The sequence below is a fragment of the Bradyrhizobium sp. genome (assembly GCF_049519115.1).
Lineage (GTDB): Bacteria > Pseudomonadota > Alphaproteobacteria > Rhizobiales > Xanthobacteraceae > Bradyrhizobium.
On sequence record NZ_JBEKRB010000101.1, the window covers coordinates 1 to 12077 of the forward strand.

Annotated in this window: 12 protein-coding genes and 1 pseudogene; 9 read left to right on the plus strand and 4 right to left on the minus strand. The window is 56.6% G+C overall.

The features are described 5' to 3' along the window. The coding region (locus ABSE61_RS34315; protein WP_423875626.1) for a hypothetical protein at positions 1 to 238 on the minus strand (238 nt) is incomplete at its 3' end. Positions 239 to 250: 12 nt separating this feature from the next. Here ABSE61_RS34315 and ABSE61_RS34320 point away from each other — a divergent pair. Both ABSE61_RS34320 and ABSE61_RS34325 read left to right on the plus strand, forming a co-directional pair. Next, positions 251 to 652: a hypothetical protein gene (locus ABSE61_RS34320; RefSeq protein ID WP_423875627.1), complete on the plus strand. Its 402-nt coding sequence runs from the start codon at positions 251 to 253 to the stop codon at positions 650 to 652. A 328-nt stretch (positions 653 to 980) separates the two neighbouring features. Beyond that, the gene (locus tag ABSE61_RS34325) at positions 981 to 2069 is read left to right on the plus strand and encodes an amidohydrolase family protein (protein ID WP_423875628.1); all 1089 of its coding nucleotides are present in this window, start codon (positions 981 to 983) and stop codon (positions 2067 to 2069) included. Between the two features lie 470 nt (positions 2070 to 2539). Here the strand turns inward: ABSE61_RS34325 and ABSE61_RS34330 are convergent, their stop codons facing one another. Further along, positions 2540 to 2929, minus strand: coding sequence for a DUF1236 domain-containing protein (locus ABSE61_RS34330; protein ID WP_423875629.1), 390 nt, complete (start codon positions 2927 to 2929; stop codon positions 2540 to 2542). A 557-nt stretch (positions 2930 to 3486) separates the two neighbouring features. Here ABSE61_RS34330 and yfdE point away from each other — a divergent pair. Next, on the plus strand, positions 3487 to 4680 hold the full coding sequence (gene yfdE / locus ABSE61_RS34335) for a CoA:oxalate CoA-transferase (protein ID WP_423875630.1): 1194 nt from the start codon (positions 3487 to 3489) through the stop codon (positions 4678 to 4680). Here yfdE and ABSE61_RS34340 read toward each other — a convergent pair. Further along, positions 4671 to 4811 carry a hypothetical protein gene (locus tag ABSE61_RS34340; protein ID WP_423875631.1) on the minus strand — a complete coding sequence of 47 codons (141 nt, stop codon included), beginning with the start codon at positions 4809 to 4811 and terminating at the stop codon, positions 4671 to 4673. The genes yfdE and ABSE61_RS34340 overlap by 10 nt on opposite strands. On the opposite strand from ABSE61_RS34340, the gene oxlT reads away from it, so the two are divergent. The 6 genes from oxlT to ABSE61_RS34370 all read left to right on the plus strand — a co-directional run bounded on the left by oxlT (position 4804) and on the right by ABSE61_RS34370 (position 11283). Continuing rightward, positions 4804 to 6039, plus strand: a complete 1236-nt coding sequence (gene oxlT / locus ABSE61_RS34345) for an oxalate/formate MFS antiporter (RefSeq protein WP_423875632.1) — start codon at positions 4804 to 4806, stop codon at positions 6037 to 6039. The two genes, ABSE61_RS34340 and oxlT, sit on opposite strands and share 8 nt — an antisense overlap. Before the next feature lie 39 nt (positions 6040 to 6078). After that, positions 6079 to 7329, plus strand: a complete 1251-nt coding sequence (gene frc, locus ABSE61_RS34350; RefSeq protein ID WP_423875633.1) for a formyl-CoA transferase — start codon at positions 6079 to 6081, stop codon at positions 7327 to 7329. 116 nt (positions 7330 to 7445) lie between these two features. Beyond that, positions 7446 to 9131: an oxalyl-CoA decarboxylase gene (oxc, locus tag ABSE61_RS34355; protein ID WP_423875634.1), complete on the plus strand. Its 1686-nt coding sequence runs from the start codon at positions 7446 to 7448 to the stop codon at positions 9129 to 9131. Positions 9132 to 9284: 153 nt separating this feature from the next. Further along, positions 9285 to 9479 carry a hypothetical protein gene (locus ABSE61_RS34360; protein WP_423875635.1) on the plus strand — a complete coding sequence of 65 codons (195 nt, stop codon included), beginning with the start codon at positions 9285 to 9287 and terminating at the stop codon, positions 9477 to 9479. A 418-nt stretch (positions 9480 to 9897) separates the two neighbouring features. Continuing rightward, on the plus strand, positions 9898 to 10308 hold the full coding sequence (locus ABSE61_RS34365) for a hypothetical protein (RefSeq protein ID WP_423875636.1): 411 nt from the start codon (positions 9898 to 9900) through the stop codon (positions 10306 to 10308). 192 nt (positions 10309 to 10500) lie between these two features. Further along, entirely contained in the window at positions 10501 to 11283 is a 783-nt protein-coding gene (locus ABSE61_RS34370) for a PRC-barrel domain-containing protein (protein ID WP_423875637.1), read from the plus strand. A gap of 555 nt (positions 11284 to 11838) precedes the next feature. On the opposite strand, the pseudogene ABSE61_RS34375 reads toward ABSE61_RS34370, so the two are convergent. Next, positions 11839 to 12077: pseudogene (locus tag ABSE61_RS34375) on the minus strand (integrase); the annotation flags it as partial.

Here is a 12077-nt window from a genome sequence, read left to right on the forward strand (position 1 = left end):
TACCCGCGAAGTACTGGTCTTCGTTCAATACGAGATAGAATTGCACCGCGGCTCCAAGGCGCGCCTTTTGAATCTCATCAATAAGAAACGCAGCGAGCTTCGAAGCAACGGTCGGGTGTGGTTTCGAACCAGTGAAGGTGGTGAATACTTGGGAGTCGCTCTCCCGCGTTCGACCCTGGAATTCAAGGCTGGGCCACACTGATCGCCCTTTTTTTTCTCCGGAACCGGATTCGCACATGCGGCGTTTTCAATGGAGATTCCGGACACGAGTCGAGGCTACGGCGATGGTGTCCGGCTCACTCTGTCTCTCGATTTGAGTACGCTCGATGAGCTTGAGGATCTTTTCGGGTGTCTGCGTGATGCATTTGGGTTGTCATCAAATGGTGCCTTTGCGATTCATCAGGAAGGCACCTGTTGGCACGGCGTGGGTGTTCAAAACCTGTTGAACGCGTTGCCCGACCCGTGGGCCCGCTACCGAGCCGCTTCGATCGAGAGAGCCCATCATTCCGAGGACATCAGCTATTTCGACCAATTTCGAAGCGGTTGGGTGGCTCTGACAACACGGCTGCGGGTGCCCTCCAAGTCTCTGTGTTCCGCAGAATCTGGACGGCTGTTCATGTCAGGCATCACGCGGCCGCGACTATTCATATGATGGATTCTTATTGCGCGACGTTTTTGTGCGTCTGCACCAGCTGACCTAATTCAACATTCAGGCGTCGGAATTCTCGGAACGGATTGGGAGCACCCGGCGACTACGCAAATTCGTTACCGAATCGCTGCCGCTAAGTGGGGCGGCGCACCGAGGATCTGCCAGTCGGCGGTGTATATGTATCTCTTGATTGCCCGTCCCACCGAAGCGCCTCATGAGTTTTGACGGCGCCGTGATTCCGCCACACCAGACGACCAAGCAATAGCGCCGGAGAAACACTCCATAACACCGGCGCGCGCACTCTTTTCCGCAAACTATTAAGGAAGCCACCATGACACTACCCAATAAGACTGAACGCCGGGCCATCGTCGATACCCACCGGCACCCGTGGGGGAAAAAAATGCAAGCCAAGATCGAGGAGCGAGGCCTCCTCGACCCGAAGCAAGGATTCCCGCAGACCAACGCTCTGGACTTGATGGCCTATCGCGAGGTTTTCGATCTGGACTACGCCATGCCTATCCAGCGCGAGGGCGGCATCACCCTCAGCCTCATGACCAATGGCGGCGAGGTGGAGTGGCTTGCGCGGGATCTGCTCCAAGGCAGCACAGTCGAGGGCCTCAAGTTCTTTAACGACGAATACGTGGAAATCATGGATCGCTATCCCGGCGAGTTCGCACCCACGGCCAACGCACACGCACTCGAAGAGGCCTGTCGGCCCGTTGTCGAGGAGATGATCCGCCAGGGTGGCGCCAAGGCAATTGCGGTGGCGTCCAGCTACGGCGACGGCGCGGATCGCGTCTTCCTCGATAGCCCCAAGGCGGAATGGCTGTGGGAGTTTGCGGAAGCGAATGACATCGTGGTGCACATCCATCCACCGATGCTGTCGATCGGGCATGAGTCGCTCATGCAATACCGCCTCAACGAGGCGGTTGGCCGCCCCTTCGACTCGACCGTCAACGGCGCCCGGATGATCGCCTCCGGTTTGTTCGATCGCCACCCGAAGCTGCAGGTAGTGATCGTTCATATGGGCGGCGAACTCGCGTCGGTCCTTGGACGCCTCGAATTCAACTGGCACCTTAACTACAAAGGGATCCGCAACCCGCCGGCCGGCAAGCCTTACAAGAACAAACGGCCGCCATCCGACTACTTCAAGACCAACATCCTGGTCGACTGCATGGGCTTCAACCCAATCGGACTGCGAGCAGCGGTTGAAATGTGCGGTGTGGACCGTGTGGTGTTCGGCACCGACTTCGGTCCGGTGCCATACGGGATAAAAGAGCATGTGCAGATCGTCGAGGACGTGCTTCCGAACCTAGCCGAGCGCGAACTGGTGTTCTGGAAGACAAGCAACAGAGTATTCCGCTTGGAGCTAGTCGAAACCGATCTGGTCTTGCCCCGGACTCTCGCCCAGGCGTCATGAGATCTTTCGGGCAAGTTAAACTCGCCGAGCGAAGGCCTTGGGCGTCAAGTGGCCTTAGGCCGAGCGGGGGGTCGCTTCGTTGAAAGAGATCAGTGGTGGGCGGAATTTAGCAGTGAATTGGGGAAGCGGTTTCGTAGGCATGCGAGCGTAGCCCGGAAGCATCCTGAAGCGGCGTAACAGTTGCGGCGCTGTCCGGAGTCCACGAAGCGACCGCACAACTAATGCACTGGGGATCTGCCGTCGCTGACAAGCAATTCAGTAGTTTCCGACTCAGTCGCCTGCGACCAGCGATAACTAATGTCAGCTGGTAGCTGCTGGAAGATACAGCTATCGGCTGACCCGCGGACGATCCTGGTTTGAAGGACCGTCGAACGGCGGGGCGGGAACTATATGGAGTGCGCAAATGCTAAGAAATGCACACGGCCGATACACGTGTACTCTTTCTCTCGAATCCAGAAGATGCTTGAAAGCTATATCCCAAGTAATCCAAGGATCTCCTTTGACTGCGCATCCACGACAACAATCCGATGTCCAACCCTGAAGTATTCATCCCCGCGCCATGTCGGCTGGATAGCAACTATGGTTTGAGGAAGCGCGATGAGGCGGACTGAACGCGGCACAACCGTACCGACCGACAGGCTGAACTTGACGTGATCGACCCTCCGTGTGGAGCGGTCGTTGCCGAAGATCTCGCGCATCCGGGTACGGTCGTCCGGCGAGGTATCAAACGTCAAGTTGGTATTGTGGTCCATGAACGGACTGGCCGGCTTCTGTGCCGGTTCCTTCTGAGCGAAAGCGCCGCCAGTCGCAGCTATGAAAGTTACGACGGCGACCGCCGTCAAAAACCTATTGGTGTTCATTGTGGAATTCCTTCATGAAACGCTTGGCCGTCGAGCGGCCCTAGACTGCACCAATACTGCCATGTGAGGGTCGTTCCGCTTTTGCCAAGAAACTATCGGACTGAAACGATGCCGCAGCAGGTCTGAGACGATCCCGTCGAACAGATCGTCAAAGGCGCTCCCAGGGTCAACCGGGAAGGATTGGTGATCCCACATCAGCCGACGGCGGCGTCCAAAATTCATCTATTAGGGTAGCCACACATCAGTGATAGGCGGCTCCTCTACCTCGACGAGTTCGACCTGACTCTCAATCAAACACGCGCAAATCGAAATCCCAGCGATAGACCCCGATCTACGGCTTTTGTGCCGGGAAGCACAGGCGCGTCGTCCCGCGTCGCAAGATCTATCGCATGAGTAGTTTCCGAGCCTTCCGATGAGGCTGCAGGCTATTATGGTCGGTCTCGTCGGCCAGCAACGGCATCGGAGAACGCACTGCGCCAACTGGCATTAAGGAAACACCACGAAGCGCTGAACCGCTCCTACGATCTGCGGACACTCGACGCGAGAGGACTAACACAATGTCGATTACTGAAAAGACCCCTGGCCCATTCTCGGGATTGGTCGTCATTGACCTAACGCATGTGCTTAACGGTCCTTTCGGAACGACGATTCTAAGCGACCTCGGAGCACGGGTCATCAAAATCGAGCCTCCAGGACATGGAGACGACACACGGACCTATGGGCCATTCTACAAGGATCAATCGCTTTATTTCAGCTTCGTCAACCGAGGCAAAGAAAGCATCATTCTCAATTTGAAAGATAACGCCGACAAGGCAATCTTTCTCAACATGGTCTCCACCGCCGACGTGCTCGCTGAAAATTTTCGCCCCGGAACGATGAAGCATCTCGGATTTTCCTATGACGATCTTGTCAAGATCAATCCTCGGCTCGTTTACGCATCATCCTCGGGATTCGGCCAAACCGGGCCATTAACGAGTTCACCTGCCTACGACACGATTATCCAGGCGATGAGCGGAATCATGAGCATGACAGGATTTCCGGACGGGCCGCCAACCCGCGTGGGAACCTCCCTTTCTGATCTCTGTGCCGGGGTGTTCATGTTTTCCGGCATAGCGAGCGCGCTTTACGCCCGTGAGAAGACCGGTAGGGGCGCACATGTTGACGTGGCGATGTTCGACTCAACGCTCGCATTCCTCGAACATGGTTTCATGGAGTTTGTTGCAACGGGTAAGCCTCTTCACCGGATCGGAAATCGTCATCCGTTCATGACGCCGTTCGATGTGTTCGAATCGGCTGACAAGGATTTTGTTGTTTGCTGCGGAAATGACCACCTGTTCGCCGAACTCTGCAAAGCCATCGGCCGGCCGGCTCTCATTTTGGACAACCGATTTCTATCGAACCAGCACCGGACAGAAAATAACGCGGCTCTGAAATATGAGCTCGAACTTGCTTTCAAGAAGCAGCCCGCCGCGCACTGGCTGAAAGTTATTCACGACGCTGGTGTCCCGGTTGGACCGGTTTTGAATGTCGCCGAGGCAGCGGTGCACCCGCAAACCATTGCGCGCAATATGTTGATCGAGGCCGGCGGAGTTCGGATGCCGGGCAATCCCGTTAAGATCTCGGGATATGTCGACCCCAAGGTGCGAGTTGGCGCCCCAACACTAAACCAACATGGCGATGCATTGCGGCGTGAATTCGCAGCGGCCCCCAAATCTACACTAGTCAGGAAAACAGCCGCTCATCACGCATAGAGAGAAGTCACGTCAGTTTTATTTTGGAGCACGACAATGAGCACCTTGGCAATTTCGATGCCGGTCAGCGTGGCCCGGCCCAGTAACGAGCGATGGCGGCACTTGATCCTGGGCGTCGTCTGCATGATCATGATTGCCAATCTCCAATATGGATGGTCGGTATTTGTCCTTCCATTGCAGAAGGCGCATGCTTGGGCGGTCTCCGATATCCAGATTGCCTTCACGCTTTTCGTGGCACTTGAGACTTGGGCGACACCCGTAAACGGCTGGATTGCGGACAGATTGGGCCCACACATCGGGCCACGTATCGTAATGGGTGTCGGAGGTGTCTTAGTTGGCCTGGGTTGGGTCATTGATTCCTACGCAGCTTCGTTGACTGCGTTGTATGTCGGAGGTGCATTGTCGGGTCTTGGATCCGGCGCAGTGTATTGCACGGCCGTCGGTACGGCGGTGAAATGGTTCAAGGATCATCGCGGTCTAGCCGTCGGTTTGGTTGCAGGCGGTTTTGGCGCAGGCGCCGCGCTCACCATTATTCCGATCCGAATGGTCATCGAAGGCCATGGTTACGAGTCAGCATTCTTCTGGTTCGGTTTGATTCAGGGCGGTGTCGTTCTAATCGTTTCGCAATTCATCCGGAATCCAGATCCAGGCGAAGCGCCAGTGATCGCCGAGGTCAATGTTCAGCAAACAAGCCGGAGCTATACAGCTCGCGAGGTCCTTGGCAGCCGCGTATTTTGGGTCCTTTATGTGTTGGATGTGCTCATGTGCGCCGGTGGCTTGGTCGTAACCGCGTATCTCGCGCCGATTGCGGAAGCATACCACATTTCAAACGTGGTAGTTTTCCTGAGCGCTACGACACTTTCCGTGGCTCTCGTTTTCGCGAACGTCATGAACGGCGTCGCCCGGCCGCTTTTTGGCTGGGTGTCTGACCAAATCGGTCTTTGGCAGACGATGGCGATCGCTTTCACCCTCGGCGCCGCAAGCTATTTCCTGCTGTATATGCTGGGAGGCCATCCTTGGGGATTCATCTTCTTCGTCGGTATGGTGTTCTTTTGCTGGGGAAACATCTTCAGTCTGTTTCCGTCCATGTGCACTGATTTGTTCGGCGCGAAATACGCCACCACGAATACAGGCATGCTCTACACCGCGAAGGGTGCTGCGGCGTTTCTCGTGCCGCTTGGAGCGGTCGCGGCGAAGGCAACCGGCAACTGGAACGATCTGCTTTTTGTGGCGACGGGCATCAACGTCGTTGCTGCTTTCCTGGTGCTCGTGGTCCTGCGGCCGGCCGCAAATCGGCATCACGCTGAAGACACACTGACCGACCCGCAAGCTGCGACCGGTTCGAAGATCGCCCACTGAACAATCTCGCTCTTCGCGTTTTAAAAAGGAGACCCAATTATGAGCCTGCCCCTTGAAGGAATTAAAGTCGTCGACTTCACCGGCGTCCAAGCGGGGCCATCCTGCACGCAGATGCTGGCATGGTTCGGCGCAGATGTGCTGAAGGTGGAACTCCCCGGCAAAGGCGATGTTACCCGCGGCCAGTTGCGCGACTATCCCGATCTAGACGGACTTTACTTCACGATGCTCAACAGCAACAAGAAATCGCTGGAGCTGAATACCAAGACCCCAGAAGGCAAGAAAATCCTCGAACAGCTCATCAAGGAATCCGACATCTTCGTCGAGAATTTCGCACCCGGGGCAGTTGAACGGATGGGGTTTGGCTGGGACCACATCCACGAATTAAACCCTCGTACGATCTACGGCACGATCAAGGGCTTTCCCGAAAACTCACCTTTCGCTCACCTCAAGGTCTATGAGGATATCGCGCAATGCGCGGGCGGCTCCGCCTCAACCACCGGCTTTCCGGAAGGTCCCCCCACGATCAGTGGCGCAGCCCTGGGCGACAGCAACACCGGGATGCATTTACTGATCGGCATTCTGGCCGCGCTAATCCACCGGGAAAAGACGGGTGAGGGGCAGAAGGTTTATATGTCGATGCAGGATGCTGTGCTGAACCTCTGCCGGGTCAAGCTGCGCGATCAGGAGCGTCTGGAAAATACGGGAGTGCTAAAAGAATACCCGCAATATCCGAACGGCAAGTTCGGCGATACGGTTCCGCGCAGCGGCAATTCCAGCGGTGGTGGCAGTGCGGGCTGGGTGCTCAAGTGCAAGAACTGGAAGACAGATTCCAACGACTACATCTACATCATCCTCCAGGCGTGGGGCTGGACAAAACTGTGCGATGCCATTGGCAAGCCGGAATGGAAGACGGACCCCGCATATGCCACCCCGGAAGCTCGGGGCAAGCACATCTTCGACGTATTCGGTGAGATCGAAAAATGGCTGGCGGATAAGGATAAATACCAGGCGGTCGAAGCACTGGGCAAAGCGGATGTGCCGGTCGGCCCGGTCCTGTCGATGAAAGAGATCGCCCACGATCCATCGTTGCGAGCGAACGGCTCGGTCGTCGAAGTCGAGGAAGAGCCCCGGGGAAAATACCTTACGGTTGGGTGCCCGATGAAATTCTCGGCTTTCACACCCAACATCACCGGTGCTCCCTTGCTTGGCGCAAATAACAACGAGGTGCTGAATCACCTTGGCTACTCTGCCAATCAGATATCCGAATTGCGCAAAAAGGGAGTCGTCTGATCGCAAGCCGCGGCGTCCATGCCAATATCGGTTCGTGGATTGACGCCGAGAGCTTCCGAAACTGAAGATGAAGATCATCAAGCTACATAGTGAAAGAAAATGTCGGAGGCGATGACATGGACAAGCAAGTGAGCATGACTGACGGGTTTCACCTTGTGGTGGACGCCCTTAAGCTCAATGGAATCGACACCATTTATGGCGTCGCCGGAATTCCTATCACGGATCTCGCCCGTTTGGCGCAAGCGGAAGGGCTCCGGTACCTGGGGTTTCGTCACGAGCAAAGTGCTGGCAACGCAGCCGCAATCACCGGTTATCTGACGCAGAAGCCGGGCATCTGTCTTACGGTTTCAGCGCCGGGTTTCCTGAACGGATTGTTGGCTCTCGCCAACGCCACTATCAACTGCTTTCCGATGATCTTGATCAGCGGATCGAGCAATCGAGCGACCGTGGATCTCGAGCAAGGCGCTTACGAAGAACTCGACCAGTTGAACGCCGCAAAGCCCTTTGCCAAGGCGGCGTTCCGGGTCGACAATCCAGAAGATATTGGGATCGGAATTGCGCGCGCGATCCATGCCGCCGTATCCGGGCGGCCTGGAGGCGTCTATCTCGACCTGACTGGAGAGACACTCAGCGCAACCCTCGACGAAGAGACAGCGCAGAGATCGCTTGTGAAGGTTGTTGATCCAGCGCCAAGCCAGACCCCGTCGCCAGAATCGATCAGACGCGCGCTTGATCTGCTTGCGACGTCAAAGCGACCGCTCATCATTCTGGGCAAAGGCGCGGCATATGCGCAGGCCGATAAGGATATCCGGTCTTTCATCGAAACCACGGGAATCCCGTTCCTGCCAATGTCTATGGCAAAGGGACTTCTGCCGGACGATCATCCGCAATCGGCGGCAGCAGCCCGCTCCCTGGTGATCGGCGAGGCCGACGTCGTGGTCCTGATCGGAGCGCGGCTGAACTGGCTGTTGTCGCACGGTAAACGGCCGCTATGGCCAGCGAACACGCGCTATGTTCAGCTGGATATCGCACCGACGGAAATCGACAGTAATTGTCCAATTGCTGCGCCCGTTGTCGGTGACATCAAGTCTTCCATCGCAGCCCTTCTCGCCGCCCTCAAACCTGGCCGGATCCAGTCCAGTGCCGCATGGCTCGCCGCGATTGCTCAACACAAGCAGCACAACGTCGAGCGCATGGCCGCCCGTCTCAAGGCACAGCCGCATCCGATGAACTTCTCAAGTGCGCTTCACGCGGTTCGCAGCGGCCTTGTCGGTCGGCCCGACATTTATATCGTCAATGAAGGCGCGAACACGCTCGACTTCGCTCGGAACATCATCGACATGTTCGAACCCCGCAAGCGTCTTGATAGCGGAACCTGGGGAGAAATGGGTATCGGCATGGGGTATGCCATCGGCGCGGCTGTGGTCAGTGGCAAGCCTGTTGTCGCCATCGAAGGAGACAGCGCATTCGGATTTAGCGGTATGGAGATCGAGACGATCTGCCGGTACAAGTTGCCGATCGTCATCCTCGTTTTCAACAATGGTGGTATCTATCACGGTGACGCAATTGGCGCCGAACCCTCACCGACCGGCTTTATCCCGAATGCTCGCTACGACAAGCTTATCGAGGCCTTTGGTGGCGTCGCTTATCATGTGGAGGATACGCCGAGTCTCACGAAGGCCCTGACCGACGCACTAGCCGCAGGAAAACCGGCGCTCATCAACGTCGTTATAGATCCGACGGCAGGAACTGAGAGCGGTCATATTCAAAAACTCAACCCGAAAAGTGCACTCGCGAAGTGACAGCATGCGAAAGAGCTCGCTCCCGGAGAGCGGTCAGGAAAAGCTGCCGTGCGTCGTTGAGCGAATTTTGGTATGCAGACCGAGGCCAGGAAGTCTCAAATGATAGCGTCGCTCAAAGCCGCGACCGGAGATATTGAACGAGGGAGATCGACCATGTCGGATAATGACCTTAATCGGGTGCAAGGCGAAATTGACGAGCAGCTTGAAAAGATGCGCATAGGCTGGGTAAGGCTTGCGACGGCGGATTTCGATCCGGAAGAACGAAAGGAGATACGAGACGGAATAAGGTCGAATGAGGATCAACTCATGGTTTCGCTTGAGCGCAAGTGGGCCCTTCGGCGGAATTAAAGCTGTCCCAGGCCGCCGAGCGGGCAGAGAAATATCAGCCCATTTTGGCGCTGAGGCACCTGAAACTAGATCAGCGGCTTTTCGAGTTGGTTCCACGGAGTTGCCAGCGCCAAACAGGCCAGCGCTGGAAGTGATTTCGAGCTGGTCTTATCCATGATCGATGCGCGGCGGTTCTCCTGGGTGCGTTGGCTAATGCCGAGAACGATGGAACGACCGGCTAGGGCACCGCCCGGCTGAACGAGGCAAGGTGCGGGCTTAGGTAGTTTCCGAGCCTAACGGAGCAGCGTGTCTCCCGATACGGTCCAATTTCGCTGTTTTACCCGAGATCGGGCGGTCACAATCGATGATCAAATGACAACCGCACCAATGTCTATTCAATGATTTCCTGTTCGCGCCGATCGGCGAGGACAAGAACGGCATGCTGGTGAGCGTGCTTTCCGGTTTGGCGCGATCTGACGTGGATCCCTGGCAGGAGGCTGCCAAACTGGCTCAATTGCCGGGGGAGACCGCGACCAAGGAATTGGCAGCGCTGATTGGCGCTTTGCCTGACAGAGCCGCGTCGTATCCGGACCCCCGCACGATTGCCGCTCGCCTGATCGCGCTGCTGCCGCGCTCGCATGGATTCCACGGCGGGCAGCAACGAACAAATGGCGCTGGGGCGGTATTGAAGTCCGCTCCGTGGTGGATCTACGTGGTCTTCATGTGCTTCGTGATGGGCTCGCAATTCCTGATAGCGAACCATCAACTGCCGGCCAAACCAGACAACGTCGAGCCAAAGCCTGCCAGCTCCACTTTTCCACCGGCGCCGTCGATGAATTCCGGCCAGTAACGGCCGAATGGCCGGCCACTCAATCGCGCCGAGCTGGCTACTGAGTAGTTTCCGATTCTAACGATGCGATCGAGCGATCACTAACATCGGCTCATCGACCATGCGACTGTTTCCGGCTCGGTATCGGATGAAATCGATGCCGCTTCGAAGGCCGCCGATAACCGGAGCTTTAAATCCAAAAGGAGAGCAGCAATGCTGCGTAATACATCCGCGATCGACGGCTACTTCATTGCCGCAAGTGACGGTCACCTCGGCACCGTAAGCGATTTCCTGTTCGACGACGTGAGCTGGTTGGTTCGCTGGCTGGTCGTCGATACCGGCAATTGGCTCTCCGGTCGCAAGGTTCTCCTGCCTGCCTTCGCGCTAGGGCACCTCGACGCTGAGCGCCGCGAATTTGCTGTTCGATTGACCATGCAGCAAGTCAAGGACGGTCCGGATATCGATACCAGGCGGCCCGTGTCGCGGCAGATTGAGGCCAATATTTACGACTATTATGGTTGGAGTCCGTATTGGAGCACGGGCCTCTACATGGGTGGCTACGGCTTTGGTTATGGGGGAGGCGCCATCGCGCCATTGCCGTTGCAAGGGTCCAGTCGTCGCGAGGAAGACATTGCCGCCGCCCGGCGAAGTGACGACGATCCGCATCTTCGCAGCATTGAGGCGATTACCGGGTACCATATTCACGCGAGCGACGGCGAGATTGGCCACGTCGATGACTTCCTCATTGAGGATGCCGACTGGAGCATCCACTATCTGATTGTCGATACGAAGAACTGGTGGCCAGGGAAGAAGGTCCTCGTTTCTCCACGGTCGATACAAGAGATCGATTGGACGGATAACCTGGTGAACATCAACGTCGATCGGCAGAAGGTGAGGGACAGTCCGGCCTACGATGCATCGGCAATCGTCGATCGGGACTATGAGAAACAGTTCCATAGTTACTACGATGGGCTTCGATCAGGAATTCTGCCGTAGGTGAACGCTCCCTACAGTCAATCGGTCCTCAACTCGACGCGCAGCCGCGCGAATTACGCTCGCGAAGGACGTTGCCCTCGACAGGCTCAGCTTACCGCGCCATTCCGACAAGAGGAAAGCCTATTGCGGTTTCAATGAAGGTCTATCGATGCGTTTGTCGGAATGGGCGTTGATTTCCCAAACAAATCATACGCCTCTTAATCAGCGGCGCTGTCGGAATTTCGGATTGGCTGGGTTCGGGACTTAGGGACTGTCCCTTTCAAATGGCAACGATCAGCGAATGTCGGCCTCGATGGTTGCGCCTCTGCGATTTGAACCTATTAATCTGCGCCGATCGGGGTTGATGCCTATAGCTCCTTCATGGCGGATATCCTTTCTCGCTCTCGCGTCGAAAGGACCCTCGGCACGAAGGTAACGGCTACAGTCGGCTCTCCGCTTCGCGCCATGGCTGCGACCGCGATGCAGTCATAAACATCTATGAAGCGGCTCGCGACGATCTGATCCGTTGGGTGCGCACATCGCCGAAAGTTGGCGAGCAGTGATCAAGCCACAAGCTTAAGAGAGGGCTTTTTTTGCAGCTTTTGGCTTGCGCGGCTTCACGTAGTCCGCCCAGGACTGCAGGACGATCCGCCGTCGCTCGATCATATCGCCAGTCAAGTAAGACAGGTCGCTCTCGTCGCCAACCCGATGCGACAGACAATGCTCAAGCACTTCACGGCGGAAATTGTGCTCGACGCTCTCACCGCCCCAGTTGCGGAATGTGGTGCGCATGCCATGCATTGTCGCCTCGAAGC

What these genes read in the sequence shown, in the direction of transcription:
- ABSE61_RS34320 (WP_423875627.1), top strand. Translation starts at nt 251, where the DNA reads ATGGAGATTCCGGACACGAGTCGAGGCTACGGCGATGGTGTCCGGCTC.
- ABSE61_RS34325 (WP_423875628.1), top strand. Translation starts at nt 981, where the DNA reads ATGACACTACCCAATAAGACTGAACGCCGGGCCATCGTCGATACCCAC.
- ABSE61_RS34330 (WP_423875629.1), bottom strand. Translation starts at nt 2,929, where the DNA reads ATGAACACCAATAGGTTTTTGACGGCGGTCGCCGTCGTAACTTTCATA.
- yfdE (WP_423875630.1), top strand. Translation starts at nt 3,487, where the DNA reads ATGTCGATTACTGAAAAGACCCCTGGCCCATTCTCGGGATTGGTCGTC.
- oxlT (WP_423875632.1), top strand. Translation starts at nt 4,804, where the DNA reads ATGATCATGATTGCCAATCTCCAATATGGATGGTCGGTATTTGTCCTT.
- ABSE61_RS34340 (WP_423875631.1), bottom strand. Translation starts at nt 4,811, where the DNA reads ATGATCATGCAGACGACGCCCAGGATCAAGTGCCGCCATCGCTCGTTA.
- frc (WP_423875633.1), top strand. Translation starts at nt 6,079, where the DNA reads ATGAGCCTGCCCCTTGAAGGAATTAAAGTCGTCGACTTCACCGGCGTC.
- oxc (WP_423875634.1), top strand. Translation starts at nt 7,446, where the DNA reads ATGGACAAGCAAGTGAGCATGACTGACGGGTTTCACCTTGTGGTGGAC.
- ABSE61_RS34360 (WP_423875635.1), top strand. Translation starts at nt 9,285, where the DNA reads ATGTCGGATAATGACCTTAATCGGGTGCAAGGCGAAATTGACGAGCAG.
- ABSE61_RS34365 (WP_423875636.1), top strand. Translation starts at nt 9,898, where the DNA reads ATGCTGGTGAGCGTGCTTTCCGGTTTGGCGCGATCTGACGTGGATCCC.
- ABSE61_RS34370 (WP_423875637.1), top strand. Translation starts at nt 10,501, where the DNA reads ATGCTGCGTAATACATCCGCGATCGACGGCTACTTCATTGCCGCAAGT.